This window comes from Enterobacter sp. SES19, from assembly GCF_011765665.1.
In the GTDB taxonomy this organism is placed as follows: domain Bacteria; phylum Pseudomonadota; class Gammaproteobacteria; order Enterobacterales; family Enterobacteriaceae; genus Enterobacter; species Enterobacter pseudoroggenkampii.
On record NZ_CP050320.1, the window covers coordinates 3,253,842 to 3,275,631 of the forward strand.

The 21,790-nt window shown below is 56.2% G+C and carries 18 protein-coding genes; 4 read left to right on the plus strand and 14 right to left on the minus strand.

Annotated features, from left to right (window positions below; genetic code table 11):
• Nucleotides 1-10: 10 nt before the first annotated feature.
• The 7 genes from mglC to GXP72_RS15555 all read right to left on the minus strand — a co-directional run bounded on the left by mglC (nt 11) and on the right by GXP72_RS15555 (nt 8,204).
• On the minus strand, nt 11-1,021 hold the full coding sequence (gene mglC, locus GXP72_RS15525; protein ID WP_008500921.1) for a galactose/methyl galactoside ABC transporter permease MglC: 1,011 nt from the start codon (nt 1,019-1,021) through the stop codon (nt 11-13).
• Between the two features lie 15 nt (nt 1,022-1,036).
• The gene (gene mglA, locus GXP72_RS15530) at nt 1,037-2,557 is read right to left on the minus strand and encodes a galactose/methyl galactoside ABC transporter ATP-binding protein MglA (protein ID WP_032646557.1); all 1,521 of its coding nucleotides are present in this window, start codon (nt 2,555-2,557) and stop codon (nt 1,037-1,039) included.
• 79 nt (nt 2,558-2,636) lie between these two features.
• Nucleotides 2,637-3,635, minus strand: coding sequence for a galactose/glucose ABC transporter substrate-binding protein MglB (mglB, locus tag GXP72_RS15535; protein ID WP_008500923.1), 999 nt, complete (start codon nt 3,633-3,635; stop codon nt 2,637-2,639).
• A gap of 294 nt (nt 3,636-3,929) precedes the next feature.
• Nucleotides 3,930-4,952 (minus strand): HTH-type transcriptional regulator GalS, encoded by a 1,023-nt coding sequence (gene galS / locus GXP72_RS15540; RefSeq protein ID WP_024908165.1) that lies wholly within the window; start codon nt 4,950-4,952, stop codon nt 3,930-3,932.
• Nucleotides 4,953-5,107: 155 nt separating this feature from the next.
• On the minus strand, nt 5,108-6,265 hold the full coding sequence (gene yeiB, locus GXP72_RS15545) for a DUF418 domain-containing protein YeiB (RefSeq protein WP_048992530.1): 1,158 nt from the start codon (nt 6,263-6,265) through the stop codon (nt 5,108-5,110).
• Nucleotides 6,266-6,284: 19 nt separating this feature from the next.
• Nucleotides 6,285-6,953 (minus strand): GTP cyclohydrolase I FolE, encoded by a 669-nt coding sequence (folE, locus tag GXP72_RS15550; protein WP_008500927.1) that lies wholly within the window; start codon nt 6,951-6,953, stop codon nt 6,285-6,287.
• A 102-nt stretch (nt 6,954-7,055) separates the two neighbouring features.
• Nucleotides 7,056-8,204, minus strand: a complete 1,149-nt coding sequence (locus tag GXP72_RS15555) for a YbfB/YjiJ family MFS transporter (RefSeq protein WP_208763088.1) — start codon at nt 8,202-8,204, stop codon at nt 7,056-7,058.
• Nucleotides 8,205-8,342: 138 nt separating this feature from the next.
• On the opposite strand from GXP72_RS15555, the gene fghA reads away from it, so the two are divergent.
• Nucleotides 8,343-9,170: an S-formylglutathione hydrolase gene (gene fghA / locus GXP72_RS15560; protein ID WP_208763089.1), complete on the plus strand. Its 828-nt coding sequence runs from the start codon at nt 8,343-8,345 to the stop codon at nt 9,168-9,170.
• Nucleotides 9,171-9,273: 103 nt separating this feature from the next.
• On the opposite strand, the gene cirA is transcribed toward fghA, so the two are convergent.
• The 3 genes from cirA to yieE all read right to left on the minus strand — a co-directional run bounded on the left by cirA (nt 9,274) and on the right by yieE (nt 13,973).
• Nucleotides 9,274-11,244 (minus strand): catecholate siderophore receptor CirA, encoded by a 1,971-nt coding sequence (cirA, locus tag GXP72_RS15565; protein WP_208763090.1) that lies wholly within the window; start codon nt 11,242-11,244, stop codon nt 9,274-9,276.
• A gap of 224 nt (nt 11,245-11,468) precedes the next feature.
• A complete protein-coding gene (locus tag GXP72_RS15570; protein ID WP_024908170.1) occupies nt 11,469-12,938 on the minus strand; it encodes an amino acid permease in 1,470 nt (489 codons plus the stop codon).
• 168 nt (nt 12,939-13,106) lie between these two features.
• Complete coding sequence (gene yieE / locus GXP72_RS15575; protein ID WP_024908171.1) at nt 13,107-13,973, minus strand: DNA-binding transcriptional regulator YeiE; 867 nt, start codon at nt 13,971-13,973, stop codon at nt 13,107-13,109.
• A gap of 97 nt (nt 13,974-14,070) precedes the next feature.
• Here yieE and GXP72_RS15580 point away from each other — a divergent pair, with 97 nt between their 5' ends.
• Nucleotides 14,071-15,117: a YeiH family protein gene (locus tag GXP72_RS15580; RefSeq protein WP_090419485.1), complete on the plus strand. Its 1,047-nt coding sequence runs from the start codon at nt 14,071-14,073 to the stop codon at nt 15,115-15,117.
• Between the two features lie 64 nt (nt 15,118-15,181).
• Nucleotides 15,182-16,039: a deoxyribonuclease IV gene (gene nfo / locus GXP72_RS15585; RefSeq protein ID WP_024908173.1), complete on the plus strand. Its 858-nt coding sequence runs from the start codon at nt 15,182-15,184 to the stop codon at nt 16,037-16,039.
• A 47-nt stretch (nt 16,040-16,086) separates the two neighbouring features.
• Here nfo and fruA read toward each other — a convergent pair whose 3' ends face one another.
• The 3 genes from fruA to fruB are packed head-to-tail and all read right to left on the minus strand — an operon-like array spanning nt 16,087 to nt 19,857.
• The gene (fruA, locus tag GXP72_RS15590) at nt 16,087-17,772 is read right to left on the minus strand and encodes a PTS fructose transporter subunit IIBC (RefSeq protein ID WP_208763091.1); all 1,686 of its coding nucleotides are present in this window, start codon (nt 17,770-17,772) and stop codon (nt 16,087-16,089) included.
• A 16-nt stretch (nt 17,773-17,788) separates the two neighbouring features.
• Complete coding sequence (gene fruK, locus GXP72_RS15595; RefSeq protein ID WP_008500936.1) at nt 17,789-18,727, minus strand: 1-phosphofructokinase; 939 nt, start codon at nt 18,725-18,727, stop codon at nt 17,789-17,791.
• On the minus strand, nt 18,727-19,857 hold the full coding sequence (gene fruB / locus GXP72_RS15600) for a fused PTS fructose transporter subunit IIA/HPr protein (protein ID WP_208763092.1): 1,131 nt from the start codon (nt 19,855-19,857) through the stop codon (nt 18,727-18,729). The genes fruK and fruB overlap by 1 nt, the downstream gene beginning before the upstream one ends.
• A gap of 361 nt (nt 19,858-20,218) precedes the next feature.
• On the opposite strand from fruB, the gene setB reads away from it, so the two are divergent.
• Entirely contained in the window at nt 20,219-21,400 is a 1,182-nt protein-coding gene (gene setB, locus GXP72_RS15605; RefSeq protein WP_208763093.1) for a sugar efflux transporter SetB, read from the plus strand.
• Here setB and GXP72_RS15610 read toward each other — a convergent pair.
• A complete protein-coding gene (locus GXP72_RS15610) occupies nt 21,397-21,651 on the minus strand; it encodes a YkgJ family cysteine cluster protein (RefSeq protein ID WP_032645293.1) in 255 nt (84 codons plus the stop codon). The two genes, setB and GXP72_RS15610, sit on opposite strands and share 4 nt — an antisense overlap.
• Nucleotides 21,652-21,790 lie beyond the last annotated feature (139 nt).

Here is a 21,790-nt window from a genome sequence, read left to right on the forward strand (position 1 = left end):
CGAGAGACGATTATTTCTTACGCGCGTACTTCAGTGAATCCAGCGCAACCGCGAAGATAATGATGGCGCCTTTGATGATGTACTGCCAGTACGGGTTCACGCCGATATAGGTCAACCCGTAGTTGATGACGGTGAAGATGATCACACCGGTCACCACGCCCAGTACGGTACCCACACCGCCGCTGAAGGAGACGCCGCCCACCACGCAGGCTGCAATCGCATCCAGCTCGTACATGAAGCCAAGGTTGTTGGTTGCAGAGCCGATACGGCCGGCTTCCAGCATCCCGCCGAAGGCATAGAACACCCCGGACAGGGCATAGATGATGAGCAGGTTCAGGGCAACGTTTACGCCGGACACTTTCGCCGCTTCCGGGTTACCGCCGATAGCGAAGATGTTTTTGCCAAAGCGCGTTTTGTTCCACAGGATCCAGACGAAGGCCACCGCAATCAGCGCATAGAAGGTGATATACGACAGGCGGAAGCTGCCCAGCGCAATAAACCCTTGCGTAAAGGTCGAGAAGCCGCTGTCAAAGCCCGAGATGGGTGAAGCACCGACAAAGTCGTAATACAGGGAGTTGATACCGTAAACGATGATCATCGTACCCAGGGTGGTGATAAATGGCGTCACGTTCAGGTAGGCGATGATGATACCGTTGATCAGACCAATCACCGCGCCGATGGCGCAGACAATCAGGATCACCACGAAAATCGGCATAGTGGCCATTTCCGGGAAGACCTTGTTGGCGTTTTCCATCGACTGCAGCAGGGTTGCCGCGATAACCGCCGCCAGACCCACCTGACGACCGGCAGAAAGGTCCGTCCCCTGGGTCACGATCAGGCCCGCTACGCCCAGCGCAATGATAATACGCACGGAGGACTGGGTCAGAATGTTACTCAGGTTCAGCAGGCTTAAGAACGTAGGGTCCTGGAAAATAATGATAGCCAGCAGTACTAAAAGAACAACGTAAATACCGCCTTCTTTCAGGTAAGTGAGAAAACTTTTTTTATTTAACGCACTCATGAGGAGCCCCTGATCTTAAAGGTGCAAAGACGCAAGACGCAAAATTTCGTTTTGCGTTGTCGTTTTGGTGTCAACAATACCGGCGACGAGACCATTGCTCATAACCAGAATACGGTCCGTGATCCCTAACAATTCCGGCATTTCGGAAGAAATAATAATGATCCCTTTATTCTTTTTCGCCAGCTCGGCAATCAGCTGATAAATTTCAAACTTCGCGCCGACGTCAATACCGCGGGTCGGTTCATCCAGCATTAGAATTTCTGGCTGAGTTAATAACCAGCGGCCGATAATAACTTTCTGCTGGTTACCGCCTGACAGCGAACCAATTTGGGTGCGGTGGCCTGGCGTTTTCACGCGCATGGAGTCAATCACCCATTGGGTATCGCTCTTCATGCGGGAGTTATCCAGCAGCCCGACTTTGTTTTTGTAATTGCGAATGTTAGAAATTAACGAGTTAAAGTTAATATCCAGATAGGCATAAATACCGGTCGAACGACGCTCTTCCGTCACCAGCGCAAAACCATTATTAATGGCTTCGTTGGCGTTGTGGTTATTGATTTTCTTACCGTGCAGCGTAATGGTGCCTTCGGCTTTCTCACGAATGCCAAACAGGGTTTCCACGATATCGGTACGCTTTGCCCCCACCAGCCCGGCAATCCCCAGGATCTCTCCCTTGTGCAGGTCGAAGGAGACATCGCGGATAGACGGCTGACGTAACGAGGTCAGATTGCGCACTTCCAGAATCACTTCACCCGGCTTGTTTTCTTTGTCCGGGAAGCGCTGGTTCAGGGAACGGCCGACCATCATGGCGATGATCTTGTCCATGTCCAGCCCTTCCAGCGGCTGCGTGGCAATCCACTGGCCGTCGCGCAGGATGGTGATCTCATCGCACAGCTGGAAGATCTCTTCCATTTTGTGGGAGATATACACAATGCCGCAGCCGCGCTCTTTCAGCTTGCGAATAATGGTAAAAAGGTGATTAACCTCTTTTTCCGTTAATGACGATGTCGGTTCGTCCATGATGACGATTTTCGCATCATAGGAGAACGCTTTGGCGATTTCGATCATCTGCATCTGGGAGACGGATAATGTTCCCACGCGGGCGCGCGGATCGATATCAATATCCAGCTCGTCGAAAATCGCTTTGGTGTCGCGATACATTTTGTCCTGATCGACAAAGACACCTTTGGTGGGATAACGCCCCAACCACATGTTATCCATGACTGAACGCTGCAGCACCAAGTTTAATTCCTGGTGAACCATCGAGATACCGTTTTCCAGTGCTTCTTTCGCTGAATGGAAATCGATCTCTTTCCCCTGAAAAAGAATGCTGCCAGAATCTTTTTGATAGATCCCAAAAAGACATTTTAATAATGTTGATTTACCCGCACCGTTCTCCCCCATTAAGGCATGAATAGAGTGAGGACGCACTTTTAAATTAACATTATCGAGTGCCTTAACGCCGGGAAATGACTTGTTGATACCGCTCATTTCCAACAGGTATTCACCGGATGACTGAGTTGTTGTGCTGACCATAATTATACCTTGTTGGCCTCGCATATCGCGTTATAAAAGGGCGCAACGAATTGCGCCCAGTGGAGACAGTACCGCTTACTTATTTACCGATAAACTCAGCCAGGTTGGACTGGTCTACGCCCACGTAAGGTACGCGAACGATTTTGTTGTCAATTTTCCAGTTGGTGCCGTCTGCCGCACCTTTGCCATCGGCCAGGTTTTTCGCCAGATCGAAGGTCGCTTTCGCCTGGTTGTTGGCATCGTTCAGCACGGTACCGGCCATCGCACCGGATTTAACCAGCGCCAGCGCTTCTGGCAGCGCATCCACACCGAATACCGGGATGGACGATTTGTTGTGCGCTTTCAGCGCTTCAACCGCACCCATTGCCATCGCATCGTTGTTGGCGATAACCACTTCGATTTTGTTCGCGTTAGGGCCGGACAGCCACGCGTCCATCTTATCTTTCGCCTGAGCGGTATCCCACATCGCGGTATCTAACGCCAGCTGCTGGGTTTTCAGGCCCTTGTCGTTCAGCTCTTTGATAACGTAGGTGGTACGCGCTTCAGCATCCGGGTGGCCTGGTTCGCCTTTCAGCAGCACGAACTGAATCTGACCGTCTTTGTTCAGGTCCCAGTTCGGGTTCGCCGCCCAGTGTTTGGCGATCAGATCGCCCTGAATAATACCGGACTCTTTGGAGTCGGTACCGACGTAATACGCTTTATCGTAGCTATCCAGCGCCTTACGGGAAGGTTCTTTGTTGAAGAAGACGATCGGCACGTTCTGGCCGCGCGCTTTTTCAATAACCGTGCCTGCTGCAGCCGGGTCAACCAGGTTGATGGCCAGGGCTTTCACGCCTTTCGCCAGCAGAACGTCGATCTGATCGTTCTGTTTGGACTGGTCGTTCTGGGAGTCGTTCATCAGCAGCTGAACGTCTGGCGCTGCTTTCGCATCTTTCTCAATCGCTTTACGCACAACAGACATGAAGTTGTCGTCGTATTTATAGATGGTCACACCAATACGGGTATCCGCAGCGTGCGCTGCTGCACCAAAAAGCATGCTTGCCATTACAGCAGACAGGGTCAACACCTTCTTATTCATGGTATCTCCGGTTTTTTTATGCAGGGTAGTTCTTGTGAATAACGATCGGCGGGCAGGTGTTAATAAAACGTTACTGACAGCCGAAGTTCACTTATAAAATTTCTATCTTCCGTGTTCGGTAACGCTCCAGAAATGCGTTTTATTCGTTGTTTGCGGCACGTTGGCTATAGTGAAAGTGAATAATCACCGTTACATAGCGTTTCAGCTCCTAAAACGCTGACATCATAGTCAGCGCCTTGTTAAGATACTGTGAATTTACTCACAGATTGAAAACGGTTACATCACCTCATGTAATCAGTTAGTGATCGGAACCACAGTTTGCCTGGCCGCGACGGAGTGGCGGCGCACTAAAGTCGGCATGAAACAGTGCGTTGCGCCCGGATCCAGCAGCCCTGCCGCCCCCTGTAACGCCAGCTCAGTCGCCAGTTTCGCCATAGAGGCAATGGGGTAGCGCACCGTTGTCAGCTGCGGGTCGGTGTAACGGGCAATCGGAATATCATCAAAGCCAATGAGTGATAAATGCTGTGGCACCGCAATGCCGTTATCCTTCAGCGCAGTCAGGGCCCCTGCCGCCATGCTGTCGTTATAGGCAAACACCGCAGACAGCTGCAGGTTGCGGCCCAGCAGCTCCACCATCGCCGCTTCACCGCCCTGCATGTCCGGCGTACCGGTTCCCACCCAGCTTTCGGATGGCATAATGCCGTGCTCTTTCAGGGCGTTTTGCCACCCTTCGCGCCGCAGGTCGTCATCTTCAATCTGATGACTGGAGGCCAGATAACCGATCCGCTGATGCCCGTTGTTAATGAGCATTTTCGTGGCCATCATGGCACCGCTGACGTTATCCAGCCCGACGCAGCGATGGGCATAGCCGGGGACGATACGGTTAATCAGCACCATGCCCGGGATCTGATCCATAAAGCCGGTTAGCTCTTCATCGCTCAAGGCTTTTGAGTGGACAATCAAGGCGTTACAGCGCTGGCGAATCAGCACTTCGATGGCATGGCGCTCTTTTTCCGCCTCATGATAGCTGTTGCCGATCAGGACGTATTTCTGATGCTGCTGGGCGACCACGTCGACCGCTTTCACCAGCGCGCCGAAAAAGGCATCTGATACATCCATCACCACCACGCCGATGGTGTCGCTGACCTGCGTCGCAAGCGCCTGCGCATTGGCATTTGGCCGGTACCCGAGCTGGGTCACGGCTTTCATTACGGTTTCACGGGTTTCAGGGCTGACCAGCGCGCTGTTGTTCAGCACGCGCGAGACGGTAGCCACAGAAACGCCCGCCTGACGGGCGACGTCACGAATGGTGATCATATTCACCATCCTTCAAAGGATTGCAGCAACTCACAGACACCCCCTGTGTTTAGCAAGGTGGCTATTTTGGCAGCGAGAGAAAGGGGACTACGTGAAGAAGCTCACACTCATGAAAACGCTTACATCCGTTTTGTTAATGATTGTGATCCAGATCGTTATCTGGATGTGTTTTTCAATGATACCCCTGAAGCATGTGCGGTTAACTGACGCCACACCCACTCCAGCGGTCCCTGGCGGAAATAACGTAGCCAGAGAACAGAAAACGCCAGGTTAACCACCCAGACCGGGATAACAAACGCCAGCAGCGTGAGGCGGTCGAATTTCATAAACAGGCCAAAGCGATAGAAAAGCGTGGTGCAGAGAAGCGTTTGCAGTAGGTAGTTGCTCAACGCCATACGGCCCACGCAGGCGATAGCGCTGACGATCCACAGGCGGGAAAGCGTTGGCCAGAAGCCATAGATCAGCGCCGCGTAGCCGATGGTCTGGAACGGTGCGCTCAGTTCGCGCGGCACCTGGAGCAGGAACGCGCACCAGCGGTAATCCCAGTGGATGTGCCACTGCGTAATGACCGCCGGGAGGTTAATCAGCACGCCCAGCAGCACCAGCCCCACACCCGTTCGCCGATAGTGACGCAGGCTGAATTCGCCTTTCAGCCAGCCGGTGCGCATCAGTGACGCGCCCATCAGCATCATGCCCGCCAGCTGCCAGCCGTATTGCGCCCCCAGCGCAAGGAGGTTGTCCCCCAGCATATCCGCGCGGTTGCTTATTGCTTCCGTACCGCCTTTCAGCTTCCAGAACTGCTCGTACTGCAGGTTAGCGGCATCCGGGATCCAGGCACGGTTAGTCGCCTCTCCGGAGATCATCCCCAGCAGCAGTAGTACAGCAAGCCCCATGACATAGAGCATCACGCCGGTGTTAAACAGGCTTTTAACGCTGTGCGCATCGCGAATCAGACGCCAGCAGATGAGCCCGACTAACCCATACGCGAGAAGAATATCGCCGTCCCAGAAGAACAGGCCGTGAATAAAGCCGAGGATAACCAGCAGCGTCAGGCGCGACTGGATCCAGCGCGTACCGCGTTTGAGGAGAAGCTGCAGGCCTGCGCCAAACAGCAGGGCAAAGAGCGTGAGGAATTTGACCTGCGCAAAGAGATCGAGGATCGCCCACGTCCAGGCATCACTGCGGGTGATGTCGCCATACCATGCAGGATTGAGATAAGCCGCCTTCGGCAAACCGAAGGCGGTGATATTAAGCAGCAGGATACCGAGAATGGCGACGCCGCGAACAAAATCGAGCGTGACGTTTCGCTCCATGGTCCCTGCCCTGTAAGACTTAGTTGTGGTGACGTACGGCGCGCAGGAACTCCTGGCGGGTATTCTGGCTCGATTTAAACAGACCGCCCAGCGAGGTTGTGGTGGTCGCACTGGTGGCATCGCGCACGCCACGCGCCTTCACGCAGTAGTGAACCGCGTCGATAGAGACGGCCACGTTATTGGTGCCGAGCAGCGTTTGCAGCGCGGTCAGGATCTGCTGGGTCAGGCGCTCCTGCACCTGCGGACGCTGAGCAAAGAACTGCACGATGCGGTTGATCTTCGACAGGCCAATCACCGTATCTTTGGGGATATACGCCACGGTCGCTTTACCGTCGATGGTCACGAAATGGTGTTCGCAGGTGCTGGTCAGCGTGATATCGCGGACCGTCACCATCTCATCCACTTTCATCTTGTTTTCAATGACGGTGATTTTCGGGAAGTTGGCGTAATCCAGACCCGAGAAAATTTCGTCGACGTACATTTTCGCGATGCGGTGCGGCGTCTCCATCAGACTGTCGTCACTCAGATCGAGATTCAGCAGCTCCATGATATCGGTCATATGACCGGCAATCAGACGCTTGCGGGTTTCATTGTCCAAATCCTGTACGGGCGGACGCAGTGGCGTTTCAAGACCGCGCGCAACCAGGGCTTCGTGGACCAGGGCAGCTTCTTTACTGAGTGATGACATTTTGTTCTCCTGCAGGTGTGGCGTCTTTTGCCCTCGTTGTGGCAAAAGTATGCGTTCATTGTGCGTGAGGCGGCGCACATAATCCAGTATTCACGACGATAATTATTGCAATTGCTGTTGCCTTTCAGCGTGACGATTCCAGACCAGGACTCCGCCGACGAACAGCGCCACGCCCGCCAGCCCCAGCGCGGGCTCCAGCCGGTGGGTAAGCCAGGTTGATAACGCCGAGGTCATCGGGCCAATCAATTGCCCTATCGCATACCCGGTGGTGAGCAGGCCGGCCATATAGCGCGTGTGGTTTGGCGCCAGCTCGCGACCGTATAAAAGAGAGAGCTGCACGGCACACAAAAAGCCGCCTCCCACCAGCAGCCCGCCCGTCAGCAAACCGCCAATCCCCGGCAGCAGCCAGGCCGCCAGCACGCCCGCCCCCTGTAACCACAGCACGATAGCCAGCCTGCGGTTAGCCGTTGAGGTGTGGCGTAAAAGAATACTTAGCGCAATGCCCACCACGGCGGCGAGACCAAAAATCGGCCAGACAAACTGGGCAAACATGCTGCCGGGAAAACGCACCGCCGCCATTTGCGACAGGAAGGTCGCCGGGAGGATATAGCCAAACCCGGCCAGGCTGTAGCTCCAGACCAGGCGCTTTAAATCCGCCGTCAGCAGCAGCGGCTCCGGCGCGGTGCCGGGTCGATGGAGCTGCCCGGATCGCGGCAGGTAGCGCGCCACCAGGGCAATCAGCACCAGCGCCAGCACGCCGTAGATTTGCCATGCCGCCCCGGCCGACAGGGATTTCGCCTGGATATAGACGGCGAGCAGCCCGCTCAGGGCGATGCCCGCCCCCGGTCCGGCAAACACCGCAGCGCTCAGGCCCGGTTTACCGAGCTGCCCCAGCCGTTCGTTGGTCCAGGCGGCAATGAGTACCATAGACCAGCCGCTCATGCAGCCGATGACAAAACGCAGCAGGCCGTGCACGACGGCATTATCCGCCGCCGCGGAGAGCAGCGTCAGCGCCACCGCGCCGGTGATGCCAAGCCAGAGGCGCGTTTCAACGAAGCGGTGCGCACGCATCGCATCCCACGCGCCCACCAGATAGCCCAGATAATTCATCGCCGCCACCAGACCCGCGCTGGTCAGCGTAAGCTGTCCGGCAGCAATCATCAGCGGCACCTGGGGCGTAAAGGCAAAGCGCCCTATCCCCATCGCCACCACCAGCACGACAAACCCACTGAGCGCAATACGCAGCGCCATGACCGCTCCAATTGTTAAAGAAAAGTAAATTTATGATGCAGCATCTCGCCCTCTGGCGAAAGTGAAAGTTACTCACAGGCCAATGAAAAGGCTGTATTATGGTTTTTATGAATACGCATTCTCATTAAGGAGCCCTGCATGGAACTGCTCGAAGAGCACCGTTGTTTTGAAGGTCGACAGCAGCGCTGGCGGCATGACTCCACCGTCCTGAACTGTGCGATGACGTTCAGCATTTTCCTGCCCCCGACGGAAAATCCGCCGGTTCTGTTCTGGCTGTCAGGTCTGACCTGCAATGACGAAAACTTCACCACCAAAGCGGGCGCGCAGCGTATTGCCGCCGAGCTGGGCATTGCGCTGGTGATGCCAGACACCAGCCCGCGTGGCGATGATGTGGCCGACGATGCCGGATACGACCTGGGCAAAGGCGCCGGGTTTTATCTCAATGCGACCGAGCAGCCCTGGGCGCGCCACTACCGCATGTATGATTACCTTCGCGATGAGCTGCCCGCCCTGATTCAATCCGGGTTTGCGGTAAGCGACCGCTGCGCCATCAGCGGCCACTCAATGGGCGGACACGGCGCGCTCATCATGGCGCTGAAAAATCCAGGAAAATACGTCAGCGTGTCGGCATTTGCGCCAATTGTGAACCCTACTCAGGTGCCGTGGGGGCAGAAAGCCTTCGCGAACTATCTGGGGGAAGATGAAGCGAATTGGCAGGAATGGGACAGCTGTGCGCTAATGCTGGCCAGCAAAGCGGAAGCGGCGATTCCCACCCTTATCGATCAGGGTGATGCGGACCAGTTCCTCGCCGGACAGCTACAGCCTGCGGTGCTGGCAGAAGCGGCACGCCAGAAGGACTGGCCGCTGACGCTGCGCATTCAGCCGGGATACGATCACAGCTATTACTTCATTGCGTCCTTTATTGAGGATCATCTCCGCTTCCATGCGGAGCATTTATTTGCATAAGCGCTGCCTGTTTTGCCCGGTGGCGCTTCGCTTACCGGGCCTACAGGCCTGTGCCCTTATGTAGGCCGGGTAAGGCGCAGCCGCCACCCGGCACATTACCCCATCAGAACTTATAATCCACACCGACAAAGTAGCGACGGCCATCTTCCGTGTAGCTGTAATCGTCGCGGCTCAGATCTTTGTCCAGCAGGTTCTGCACGCCCGCACGCAGCTTCACGCTTTTCGTCGCCTGCCACGCGGCGCCGGTATTCCAGATAACATAGCCACCCGGCGTTGGGTCACTGCTGGTCAGGGCGCGTTTCTCACCGGTGTAGTTGCCCTGAACATAGAACGACCAGTCCTGCGTCGCCTTCCAGTCAACGGTCCCGTTGGCGGTGTGGAACGGCAGATCGGACAACGGCTTGTTGCCGCCGTTGCTGATATCACGACCGTCGTTGTAGGTGTAGTTCAGCGTCACTTTCCAGTCGTCCGCCAGCGGGAATTTCAGCTCGGTCTCCACCCCGCGGATGCGCGCCTTGTTGACGTTGTAGTAGCGGAATATCGGTTCACCGTCCGCATTCAGGCCAACGTAGTTAGGGTAGCTCTGCGCCTGCTTCGCATTGGCCGTACGGCTGATGCTGATGCGGTCATCGACATTATTCTGGAAGGTGGTCACGCTGGCCTGCACGCCCTCTAACCAGCCCTCTTCCCCGCTGTAGTACAGACCGAACTCGAAGCTCTCGCTGGTCTCCGGTTTCAGATCCGGGTTACCGACAATCTCACAGGCACCGCGACACGAGCCGGTGACCCAGTCCGGGCTCAGCTGCAGCAGAGACGGCGCTTTAAACGCGGTCGCCCAGCCCCCTTTCACCGTTACGGTATCGGTCGCGTTGTAGACCAGATAGGCGCGCGGGCTCCAGTGGTCGCCGTAGGTATCATGGTCGTCCATACGGATACCGGTGGTCAGCGCCAGAGGTTCAAAGAGACGCCACTCATCTTCAAGGAACAGGGCATACTGGCTTGTCGACGTACTGCTGCTGGAACCGCCCGTCAGGTTGACCGGATCCTTCAGCTTATCGTGACGCCATTCGCCGCCGAAGGTCATCATCTGGTTGATTTCGCCCAGCGGCAGCACGTATTTTCCGTCCACCGCGTTGCTCTCGGAGGTGATCGGATTGCTGTTGCCCGGGTTTTTGTTATCTACCTTTTCGCCGTAAACCTTCAGCTCGCTGTTGCCGACGCCCCAGCGGCCGTTGTGGCTGAGAGAGTAGTTCTGACGTTCAAGGCGGTTTTTGTCGAGGGAATCCGAGTCACGGTCCTGACGGTCGAAACCGTAGCCCGCCGTAAAGTCATGATTTTCAGACGGCGTCCAGGCGAACTCCACATTCGCATCGCGGCTGGTGAAGCCCTCAATGCGCGGCGTTTCACCGCTCGCCGTGGTAGAGGACTTCTGCTGACCGTCTTTCTCACGCTTCGCGAGGCTACCGTAGGCTTTCAGCCCCAGCAGGCCGTCCACCAGCGGCCCGCTGGTATAGAACTGACCGTTATAGGTATCTCCACGGTCGCGATGTTCCTGAACCGTGGAATCGGCGCTCAGTGTACCCGTCCATTTCTGACCGATTTTCTTGGTGATAATGTTCACCACGCCGCCCAGCGCATCGGAGCCGTAAAGAGAAGACATCGGTCCGCGCACCACTTCGATGCGTTCGATGGCGTCAACCGGCACCCAGTTGAGGTCGAAATCATTATGGCGGAACACTGCGTTACGGGAATTGACGCGCTTGCCGTCGATCAGGATCAGCGTATAGCTGCTGTCCAGTCCACGAATACTTACCCCTTTACGGTTGTCCCCTTCGCTCGTGAGCTGCACGCCCGGCACCTCCCGTAACACATCTTTCAGATTCTGAACGGGTTTGCGCTGCAAATCTTCCTGGGTGATGACGCTGATGCTTGCCGGTGCGTCTTTCAGGTTTTGCTCGGTCGCGGAGGCCGTGACAACCATTGTGTCGCCGGATTCCGCTGCGATAACAGGCAGGGCCAGGGACATTGCGGACGCGCAAAGTCCTCCCCTGACGAAGGGATTCAACCTAAACATTCCATATCTCCATGAGGTAAATACAACTCAATCAAATCATCATTGCTCACAGCGTCTTCCCTGCCGCCCACATCTCCGGTGGGTCGGTAGCACGCTTATTTTTGATAACGATAAAGCAAACGATAATTATTATCAATTGAATTGTTAAGAAATATATCTTTGTTTCAGGATGCGGCAATAAAAAAGCCCGCTCAAACGAGCGGGCTAATAGAGAGGAAGTGCGGTTATTGTTTAAATCGTTCCGGGAATTCCATTTCACTGTAGCGAACGAATTTTGTTCCTTTCGTCAGCTTGTAACCAAACCAGATGACGAGGAACAGCGGAATACCAATGTAGGTCGCCGTGACAGCGCCCCAGTCAATGGTGTCCGCCAGGAACGCTTCATAGTTCTGTCCAAGCGTAATGATCAGGCACAGAATGAAGGCGAAAATGGGACCCAGCGGGAAGAAGCCGGAGCGATACGGCAGCGAGTTAATATCGTGACCCTGTTTGACGAAGCCACGGCGGAAACGGTAGTGGCTAATGGCAATCCCCAGCCAGGCAATAAAGCCCGTCATTCCGGACGTGTTAAGCAGCCACAGGTACACCGTCTGGTTGCCAAACATAGAGGTCAGGAAGCACAGACCGGCAATCACCGTGGTGGCATACAGCGCGTTACGCGGTACCCCGCCACGGGACAGCTTCGCGAAGATACGCGGGGCTTTACCGTCGCATGCCAGCGTGTAGAGCATACGGGTGGACGCGTACATCCCGGAGTTACCGGCTGAAAGCACAGCGGTCAGGATAACGGCGTTCATCACTGCCGCAGCAGAAAGCAGACCGGCGTGCTGGAAGACCAGCGTGAACGGACTGACGCTAATATCTTTAACGTCATTACGCAGCAGGCTTGGATCGGTGTACGGAATGATCAGGCTGATAATGAGGATCGCGAACACGTAGAACAGCAGGATACGCCAGAAGACCTGACGAACCGCGCGCGGAATATTTTTCTCAGGGTTCTCTGACTCACCGGCAGCGATACCAATCAGCTCGGTCCCCTGGAAGGAGAAACCGACAATCATCGCCACGCCAATCATCGCCGACAGTCCACCGGCAAACGGCGCATCGCCTGTTGTCCAGTTACTCCAGCCCGCAGGTTCTGCGCCTTTGAAAATACCAACGATCATCGCCACACCGACGACGATAAAGATGATGACGGTTGCCACTTTGATCAAAGAGAACCAGTATTCCGCTTCGCCAAAACCGCGCACGGAGATGTAGTTCAGCAGGAAGATGACGGCCAGGAACAGGGCGCTCCAGATCCAGCCCGGCGTATCCGGGAACCACCAGTTCATTACCAGTTGCGCGGCGACGAGGTCAACGGCGATAGTGACCGCCCAGTTGTACCAGTAGTTCCAGCCCAGCGCGAAGCCAAAGCCTTCTTCAACGTATTTTTGACCGTAGGTCGAAAACGAACCGGATACCGGCATGTACGCGGCCAGTTCGCCGAGACTGGTCATCAGGAAGTACACCATCAGGCCAATCAGGATATAAGAGAAAAGTGCCCCACCCGGGCCGGCTGCCGAAATCGTTGCGCCAGAGGCAACGAAAAGACCTGTACCGATTGAGCCTCCAATGGCGATCATCGTCAGGTGACGCGCCTTGAGTTCACGACGTAGCGTGGGCGCTTCTGTGGTTTTAATTTCTGAAACCATATGAAAATGCTGTCCATTTAATAAATGAGGCGCGATTGTAGCAGACGATCCGCGTTCCTTCCGGCAGAAATACTCAGTTATAAGAGAGCTTCATGACTCGGCCAGGATTATAAGTAAAGCATAATTTTTCCCTCTCCCCTTTGGGGAGAGGGCAGGATGAGGGGAAGATTACATCTCGCAATAGCGCAGAAAACGCTGCAGCGAGCTGGAAAGGTGTTTCTGACGATGATGAATGCACCACAGCGTACGCACCAGCTTCGGCAATGGAACCGGGATTTCAACCAGCGACCCCGTTTCAAGCTGTTCGGCAATGACGCGCCGGGAAAGACAGCTGATCCCCAGGCCATGACGCACCGCGTGCTTGATGGCCTCAGAGTTCCCCAGCTCCATCCCTAACTGGAAATGCGGCAGATGGGAAAGCAGCAGATAATCGACAATTTCACGCGTGCCGGAGCCCTGTTCGCGCAGGATCCACTGCGCCTGCGCCAGGCGCTCCAGCGTCACCTCGCCCTGCAATAACGACGAGGCCGGGGACGCAAACACCACCAGCTCATCTTCCAGCCAGGGCTCGGCAATGATATCGACGTTATGGCAGGGTCCTTCGATGAGACCAATATCCACGCGGAAATCGATCACCGCGTTGATGACGTCCTGGCTATTGCCCACGCTCATCTCCAGCGGCAGGGTGGGGAAATCCCGGCGGTAGCGGGCAATCACTTCCGGCAGGATGTAGTTCCCGATGGTGCTGCTGGCATAGACGCGGATCGCACCGTTGTCTTCGCGGAACAGCTGCTCGATTTCGATAGCCTGCTCCAGCAGCGCCAGCGCGCGCGGATAAAGAAGACGGCCGTGCTCGTTCACCACAAGCCGCTTCCCTACCCTGTCGAAAAGCTGAACGCCCAGCTGTCCTTCAAGATCGGTCAACGCCGCGCTGACCGCAGACTGCGAGAGCGCCAGCATTTGTGACGCCTGGGTCGTCGAGCCGCTTTTCAGCACCTCGGCAAACACTTCCAGCTGACGCAATGTAATGTGCATGGTTGCTTACCACTTATATAGATTGATTATAAGTATATAATCAATTTTATTTTTAAGCCAGAGCGCCGTAACCTTTAGCCAGACAAAGGAGAAGGTTATGTCAGAAATCACCTTACAACATCATCGTACAGTGTGGCACTTCGTGCCGGGTCTTGCGCTCAGCGCCGCAGTGACCGCCGTCGCGCTTTGGGGCGGCAGCATCCCGGCTATCGCAGGCGCAGGATTCAGCGCGCTGACGCTCGCCATTTTGCTCGGCATGGTCGTGGGTAACACCGTTTACCCACATATCTGGAAATCCTGCGACGGCGGCGTGATCTTTGCCAAACAGCACCTGCTGCGTCTCGGGATCATCCTTTACGGCTTCCGCCTCACCTTTTCGCAGATTGCGGATGTGGGCGTGAGCGGAATCGCCATCGACGTCCTGACCCTGACCAGCACCTTTTTGCTGGCCTGCTTTATCGGCCAGAAAGTCTTTGGCCTGGATAAGCAAACCAGCTGGCTGATCGGTGCCGGGAGCAGTATCTGTGGAGCCGCGGCGGTGCTGGCAACGGAGCCCGTCGTTAAAGCCGAAGCCAGCAAGGTAACCGTGGCGGTGGCGACAGTGGTGATCTTCGGTACGCTGGCGATCTTCCTCTATCCGGCCATGTATCCGCTGGTGGCGCACTGGTTTAGCCCGGAAACCTACGGCATCTATATCGGTTCGACCATGCACGAAGTGGCCCAGGTGGTGGCGGCAGGACATGCCATTAACCCGGAAGCGGAAAACGCGGCGGTCATCGCCAAAATGCTGCGCGTGATGATGCTGGCCCCGTTCCTGCTTTTCCTCGCGGCGAGGGTTAAACAGCTTGCTCCGGCAGGCGGCAGCGAGAAAAGCAAAATCACCATTCCGTGGTTTGCGATCCTGTTCATCGTGGTCGCTGTCTTCAACTCTTTCCACCTGCTGCCAAAAGCGATGGTGGATATGCTGGTGACGCTGGATACGGTCCTGCTGGCGATGGCGATGGCGGCGCTGGGCGTCACCACACACGTCAGCGCGCTGAAAAAAGCCGGCGCGAAACCGCTGCTGATGGCGCTGGTGCTCTTCATCTGGCTGATTGTCGGCGGCGGTGCCATTAACCTCGCGGTGCACAGCCTGATGGCATAAACCATCTCGTCCTTCTCCTGCTAACCCGCTATCATAAGCGTTTCGGGTTAGCAGGAGTTTTTATATGAAATATGTTGGAGCGCACGTCAGCGCTGCAGGTGGCCTTGCGAATGCCGCCATTCGCGCCGCCGAAATCGAGGCGACCGCTTTCGCCCTGTTCACCAAAAACCAGCGCCAGTGGCGCGCCGCAGCGCTCACCGCTGAAGTGATTGATGATTTCAAAGCTGCCTGTGAGAAGTACCACTACGGGCCAGGCCAAATCCTTCCCCACGACAGCTACCTGATCAACCTCGGTCACCCGGTTGAAGAGGCGCTGGAAAAATCCCGCGAGGCGTTTCTTGATGAAGTACAGCGCTGCGAACAGCTGGGGCTGACGCTGCTGAACTTCCATCCGGGCAGCCATCTGATGCAGATCGACGAAGATGCCTGCCTGGCGCGCATTGCCGAGTCCATCAACATCACCCTGGACAAGACCAAAGGCGTCACCGCGGTGATTGAGAATACCGCCGGTCAGGGCAGCAACCTCGGCTTCAGGTTCGAACATCTGGCGGCGATTATCGACGGCGTGGAGGATAAATCCCGCGTTGGCGTGTGCATTGATACCTGCCACGCGTTCGCCGCCGGCTATGACCTGCGCACAACCGAGGCAACGAAAAACACGTTTGATGAGTTCGAGCGCATTGTGGGCTTTAAGTACCTGCGCGGCATGCACTTAAACGATGCGAAAAGCGCCTTTGGCAGCCGCGTTGACCGCCACCACAGCCTCGGCGAAGGCAACATCGGCCACGATGCGTTTCGCTTTATTATGCAGGACGCCCGCTTCGACGGTATTCCGATGGTGCTGGAAACCATCAATCCGGATATCTGGGCAGAAGAGATTGCCTGGCTGAAGGCACAGCAAACCGCTGAACAGGCGGCATAAAAAAAGCCGGGTGCGTAATGCAACCCGGCTTTTTTGTTGTTTATCGCTTACGCTGCTTTTGCCACGACTTCCGCTTCCGGACGTTTCAGCACTGCGTAAGAGAGACCCGCCACCAGCGTACCGGCAACAATCGCCAGCAGGTAGCCCAGCACCGGCGTGATAGCGCCAGGGATCAGCAGCACGAACAGACCGCCGTGTGGTGCCATCAGCTTCGCACCAATCGCCATGGAGATTGCCCCCGTTACCGCGCCACCCGCGATACAGCAAGGCAGTACACGCATTGGGTCACGGGCCGCGAACGGAATTGCCCCTTCGGTGATGAAGCACAGACCCAGCACCAGCGCCGCTTTGCCGCCTTCCTGCTGCGCTTTATCGAACTTACGACGGGCAATAATCGTCGCCAGGCCGAGCGCCAGAGGAGGCACCATACCTGCCGCCATGATGGCTGCCATTGGCGCGTAGGTCTGGGTACTCAGCAGGCCAACACCAAAGGCGTACGCCGCTTTGTTCACCGGACCACCCATGTCGGTACACATCATGCCGCCGAGGATTGCACCCAGCAGAACCGCGTTTGCGGTACCCATGGTTTGCAGCCAGTGGGTCAGACCCGCCAGGATGCCCGCAACCGGCTTACCAATCAGGTAAATCATCGCCAGACCGACCACCAGGCTGGAAATCAGCGGGATGATCAGGATCGGTTTCAGCGCTTCCATACTCTGCGGCAGCTTGAGCTTCGAGCTGATGAGCTTCGCGACGTAACCGGCCAGGAAGCCCGCGATAATCCCGCCGATAAAGCCGGAACCCGTGCTCACGGCCAGCATACCGCCGATAAGGCCCGGCGTCAGGCCAGGACGGTCAGCGATGGAGAAGGCAATAAAGCCCGCCAGTACCGGCACCATCAGAGCAAAGGCTGAGCCACCGCCGATCTGCATCAGCGCAGCGGCCAGCGTGCCTTGCTCTTTAAACGCGGTGATACCAAACGCGAACGAGAGAGCGATACACAGACCACCCGCCACCACCATCGGCAGCATGTAAGACACGCCGGTCAACAGATGGCGATAGGCGCCCGCAGACTCTTTCTTACCTTCTGTCGCGGTTTGACGCACGCCGGTTGCCTGATACGGCTTCGCTTCTACCAGCGCTTTATCAAACTCCTGCGCGGTCTTTTTCAGCGCCAGGCCGGTAGATGTACGGTACATTGGCTTACCGGCAAATTTCGCCAGGTCCACTTCGATATCCGCCGCCACGATCACCAGATCGGCCTCAGCCACTTCTTCTGGGGTGATAGCGTTGCCGGCACCGACGGAGCCACGCGTTTCAACTTTTACCCACCAGCCGCGTTTTTTCGCTTCGGTTTCAATGGCTTCAGCCGCCATAAAGGTGTGAGCCACCCCCGTCGGGCAGGCCGTCACCGCAACAATGCGTTTCGGACCCGTGGCCGCAGCCGGTGCCGCTGCGACAGGCGCGCTGTAGACAGACGCGTGACCTTTCGCTTCGCTAAGGAAGAGTTCCGGGTGTGCCACCGCGCGATTAATATCGCCCAGCCACACTTTTTTGCCGTTCAGCGCACTGTCAGCCGGGATTTTGTCGCCCAGTACAATGGCCAGTTCTGCATCGCCTGGATTATCGATAATCTCCAGATGTGCTTTTTGTGCCGCCGCGCCCAGCAAGGTCTTCGCCATATAGGCGCGAGCCTGTCCGAGACCGGAGTCAATGATCAGCAGCGTTTTCATTATTCCTCTCCTGCTGTTAGTTAAAAGGTTTTAAGTCAACGCGCGCCATCATCGCGGCTAACTGGGTACGATCGGTAATACCGACATTGCTCTGGCTGACGGCCAGGGCAGCAACGGCAGTGGCAAGACGTAAAGTATGTTCACTGGATTCACGCATCAGCAGACCATAAATCAGGCCGCCAACCATGGAATCCCCTGCGCCAACGGTACTCACAACTTCCATTGACGGCGGTTTGGCGATCCATTCGCCAGACGCGTTAACCCACAACGCGCCTTCTGCACCAAGCGAGATCACTACGTGAGCGATACCCTGCTCGCGCAGCGCATGGGCAGCGTCAATCACATCTTTTAATTCTGGCAGCTTACGACCCGCCCAGATCTCCAGCTCGCGGCGATTCGGCTTCACCAGCCACGGCGAGGCTTTCAGGCCCGCAACCAGCGCATCGCGGCTGCTGTCAAAAATGATGCACGGGCACTGGCTGCGCAGGCGCGTCATCCAGTCGGTAAACGCTTCCGGGCTCACGCCGGACGGCAGGCTGCCGCTGACGCAGACCATGTCAAACTGACCGAGCCAGGTCAGAGAATCGTTCACAAAACGCTCCCAGTCTGACGGCGTCACTTCGAAGCCAGAGAAGTTCAGGTCAGTCACTTCACCGTCTTTCTCCGTCAGCTTAACGTTGATACGGGTACGGCCCTGAACAACCTGAAAACGGTTGGCAATGCCCAGCTCGCTGAACAGCTGCTGGAAACCATCCTGGTTATCTTTACCGAGGAATCCACCTACGGTGACGTCGATACCGAGATCCTTGAGCACTTTCGCGACGTTAATCCCTTTACCCGCAGCATGCAGGCCAGTGGTACGCACGAGGTTGACTTCGCCGCGCTCAATTTCCGGGCAAAATCCTACCAGGTCATAAGCCGGGTTCAGCGTAATAGTCGCAACACGTCTGCTCATTATGCGCCCTCCCCCAGACCCGCCGCGATGGCATCGCCAATCGCTTTCAGCGCCTGTTCAGCATCAGCACCCTGTGCGGTGAAACGCAGACGGTGCCCTTTCTTCACGCCCAGCGCGACAACTTTCATCAGACTACGGCCGTTGGCCGGTTTGCCCGTGCCATCAAGATTCGCCACGGTGATCTCACTCTCGAATTGTTTAATGGTATTCACCAGCATGGTGCCCGGACGGGCATGCAGGCCGTGCTCGTTACGTACCACGAACTCAGCGGTCTGCACGTCTTCAGTCGGCGCATCATCACTGGTCAGCAGTGCCAGCACGGTGGAGGCATCAGCGTTCAGCAGTTTTTCAGCTTTGTTGTTCAGCAGCAGTTCGCCCAGACGCTTCAGCACGGAAACCGGCTGTTCATCGTTCATCGCCACGGTCACCAGCATGGCTGCAGGCTCGCCTTCTACGTCAAACGCATTGGCCGCGCGGCTCACGGCGATAGCGCTGCGCAGGTTGCCTTCAGCACTGTCGTTCAGCCAGATACCCTGACCCAGATTCAACGGCTTATCGTTAATCACGCGCGTCACAAACGTGGCATCCGCCGCGCCGGCTTCTTTCAGACGGCCCGCGTTCAGCGCCTGCAGCGTCACCAGATCGGAGGCAACCACATCCAGCGTCAGCGTTTCATTATCCAGTTTCAGCGCTTCGCTCTGTTTTTCGCCCATCAGCAACGCACGCAGCTCTTCAGCTGTGGTTGCGGACTTAAGCTGTTCAGCCACATCGTCATCGCTCAGGACATGCGTCAGCTGACGCAGCAAGCCTAGGTGTTCGTCGCTGCTGGCCGCGATACCGATAGCCACATAGGCCACCTGACCGTCGCCCCAGAGCACGCCCTGCGGGAATTGATAAACCTTAACGCCGGTTTTCAACACCTGATCGCGGGTATCGGTTGTGCCGTGCGGAATGGCAATGCCATTGCCGAGGAAGGTTGAGGTCTGCTGCTCGCGCGCCAGCATGCCGTTGACATAACCGTCCGCGACGTTACCCGCCTGCACAAGCGCAGCGGCAACCTGGCGAATAGCCTCTTCTTTATCCCCGGCCTGAGCGCCCGGGTGGATATCCTGAACAGATAACTGGAACATGGTTCTCCACTCCTGCTGAACTTGAATCGTTTCAGCTTTAATGAGAAAAAATGCGCTAGCCTGCTCCGTTTGTTAAAACAAGATAGCGCTGAAACGTTTCAAAAAGTCTTGCGCTTTCTGCAATGTCTTGCAAGTAAACTCGTATTTCCGATCTCAGAATTTAGAGATACAGCACATTTCTTCTTCGTTCAGCTGAATTTTGCTGAAGTTCAGCAAGCCAGTTTCAGCTAAGGTCAGCCGGGTGAGAGGTAAGTTGAAATGCCATTTTGATTTTTCGTGGCATCATTGACCGCACCCACTGTTTATTTTTTAGCTGACGGCGTAAACTCCGCCCCTCTCTGCTACTCGCTAATTATAAAACATGCATAACACCCCTGCGGCGGTCTCGCCGAAGCCCTTTGATTTGACCTCTGCGGCATTCCTCGTTGTTGCCTTCTTCACGGGCATTGCCGGCGCGTTACAGACGCCGACATTGAGCTTATTCCTGACAAACGAGGTTCACGTCCGCCCGGCAATGGTCGGCTTCTTTTTTACCGGAAGCGCCATCATCGGCATCCTGGTCAGCCAGTTTCTGGCGGGGCGATCCGACAGAAAAGGCGATCGTAAAAGCCTGATCGTTTTCTGCTGCCTGCTGGGGGTCATGGCCTGCGTTCTGTTTGCCTGGAACCGCAACTATTTCATTCTGCTCTTCGTCGGGGTATTTCTGAGCAGCTTTGGCTCAACGGCAAACCCTCAGCTGTTCGCCCTTGCCCGCGAACACGCGGACCATACCGGACGTGAAGCGGTGATGTTCAGCTCTGTCCTGCGTGCGCAGGTATCGCTGGCATGGGTGATTGGTCCGCCGCTGGCCTACGCGCTGGCGATGGGTTTTGGTTTTACGGTGATGTACCTGAGTGCGGCCGTTGCGTTTGTGGCGTGCGGCGCGCTGGTGTGGTTCTTCCTGCCGTCCATGCGCAAAGAGCCCAAAGTGGCAACGGGCGTAGTGGAAGCGCCGCGCCGTAACCGCCGCGATGCCCTGCTCCTGTTTGTTATCTGCACTATGATGTGGGGCACCAACAGCCTGTATATCATCAATATGCCGCTGTTTATTATTAATGAACTGCACCTGTCGGAGAAGCTGGCGGGCATCATGATGGGCACCGCGGCCGGGCTTGAGATCCCGACGATGCTCATCGCGGGCTATTACGCTAAGCGCTTCGGAAAGCGGTTTTTAATGCGCATCGCCGCTGTCGCCGGTCTGCTGTTTTATATCGGTATGCTGACGGTACATACGCCTGGGCTGTTGCTGGCGTTACAGCTGCTGAACGCCATCTATATTGGCATTCTCGCCGGGATAGGCATGCTCTATTTCCAGGATCTGATGCCGGGTCAGGCAGGCTCAGCCACCACCCTTTATACTAATACCACCCGCGTGGGCTGGATTATCGCGGGCTCAATGGCCGGCGTCGTGGCCGAAATCTGGAACTATCACAAGGTGTTCTGGATTGCGCTGGTGATGTGTACGCTGACGATGGCCTGCCTGGCGAGAATTAAAGATGTTTAAGGCGCAGTGAGCGTTTCAAGTTCAAGAAGGTACGTCATCGCCTGCTCTCGCGTGCTGCCGCACATTTCGGCAGCGGGCTGAAGCCCGGAGCAGACTTTCGGGCGCAACGGTGAGCCAAAGATCATGCACAGGTTGGTTTCCGAGAGCTGAACGCAGCGGGTATTGGCAGGCTTGCCCTCGGGCATTCCTGGAATGGGGCTTGAAATGGACGGTGCAGTACAGCACGCGCCACAATCGGGACGGCAATCCATAAATGCTCTCTTTCGCTGACGATCGCCCGCGAGTCGGGCATCGCGCGCACAGTAACACCTTTTGCGTATTGATAGCAAAAGCCACGAATTCCTCTTGCCTGAAAGGCCGTGCGCGAGTAATTTGGCGCGATATTTTTTA

What these genes read in the sequence shown, in the direction of transcription:
- mglC (WP_008500921.1), bottom strand. Translation starts at nt 1,021, where the DNA reads ATGAGTGCGTTAAATAAAAAAAGTTTTCTCACTTACCTGAAAGAAGGC.
- mglA (WP_032646557.1), bottom strand. Translation starts at nt 2,557, where the DNA reads ATGGTCAGCACAACAACTCAGTCATCCGGTGAATACCTGTTGGAAATG.
- mglB (WP_008500923.1), bottom strand. Translation starts at nt 3,635, where the DNA reads ATGAATAAGAAGGTGTTGACCCTGTCTGCTGTAATGGCAAGCATGCTT.
- galS (WP_024908165.1), bottom strand. Translation starts at nt 4,952, where the DNA reads ATGATCACCATTCGTGACGTCGCCCGTCAGGCGGGCGTTTCTGTGGCT.
- yeiB (WP_048992530.1), bottom strand. Translation starts at nt 6,265, where the DNA reads ATGGAGCGAAACGTCACGCTCGATTTTGTTCGCGGCGTCGCCATTCTC.
- folE (WP_008500927.1), bottom strand. Translation starts at nt 6,953, where the DNA reads ATGTCATCACTCAGTAAAGAAGCTGCCCTGGTCCACGAAGCCCTGGTT.
- GXP72_RS15555 (WP_208763088.1), bottom strand. Translation starts at nt 8,204, where the DNA reads ATGGCGCTGCGTATTGCGCTCAGTGGGTTTGTCGTGCTGGTGGTGGCG.
- fghA (WP_208763089.1), top strand. Translation starts at nt 8,343, where the DNA reads ATGGAACTGCTCGAAGAGCACCGTTGTTTTGAAGGTCGACAGCAGCGC.
- cirA (WP_208763090.1), bottom strand. Translation starts at nt 11,244, where the DNA reads ATGTTTAGGTTGAATCCCTTCGTCAGGGGAGGACTTTGCGCGTCCGCA.
- GXP72_RS15570 (WP_024908170.1), bottom strand. Translation starts at nt 12,938, where the DNA reads ATGGTTTCAGAAATTAAAACCACAGAAGCGCCCACGCTACGTCGTGAA.
- yieE (WP_024908171.1), bottom strand. Translation starts at nt 13,973, where the DNA reads ATGCACATTACATTGCGTCAGCTGGAAGTGTTTGCCGAGGTGCTGAAA.
- GXP72_RS15580 (WP_090419485.1), top strand. Translation starts at nt 14,071, where the DNA reads ATGTCAGAAATCACCTTACAACATCATCGTACAGTGTGGCACTTCGTG.
- nfo (WP_024908173.1), top strand. Translation starts at nt 15,182, where the DNA reads ATGAAATATGTTGGAGCGCACGTCAGCGCTGCAGGTGGCCTTGCGAAT.
- fruA (WP_208763091.1), bottom strand. Translation starts at nt 17,772, where the DNA reads ATGAAAACGCTGCTGATCATTGACTCCGGTCTCGGACAGGCTCGCGCC.
- fruK (WP_008500936.1), bottom strand. Translation starts at nt 18,727, where the DNA reads ATGAGCAGACGTGTTGCGACTATTACGCTGAACCCGGCTTATGACCTG.
- fruB (WP_208763092.1), bottom strand. Translation starts at nt 19,857, where the DNA reads ATGTTCCAGTTATCTGTTCAGGATATCCACCCGGGCGCTCAGGCCGGG.
- setB (WP_208763093.1), top strand. Translation starts at nt 20,219, where the DNA reads ATGCATAACACCCCTGCGGCGGTCTCGCCGAAGCCCTTTGATTTGACC.
- GXP72_RS15610 (WP_032645293.1), bottom strand. Translation starts at nt 21,651, where the DNA reads ATGGATTGCCGTCCCGATTGTGGCGCGTGCTGTACTGCACCGTCCATT.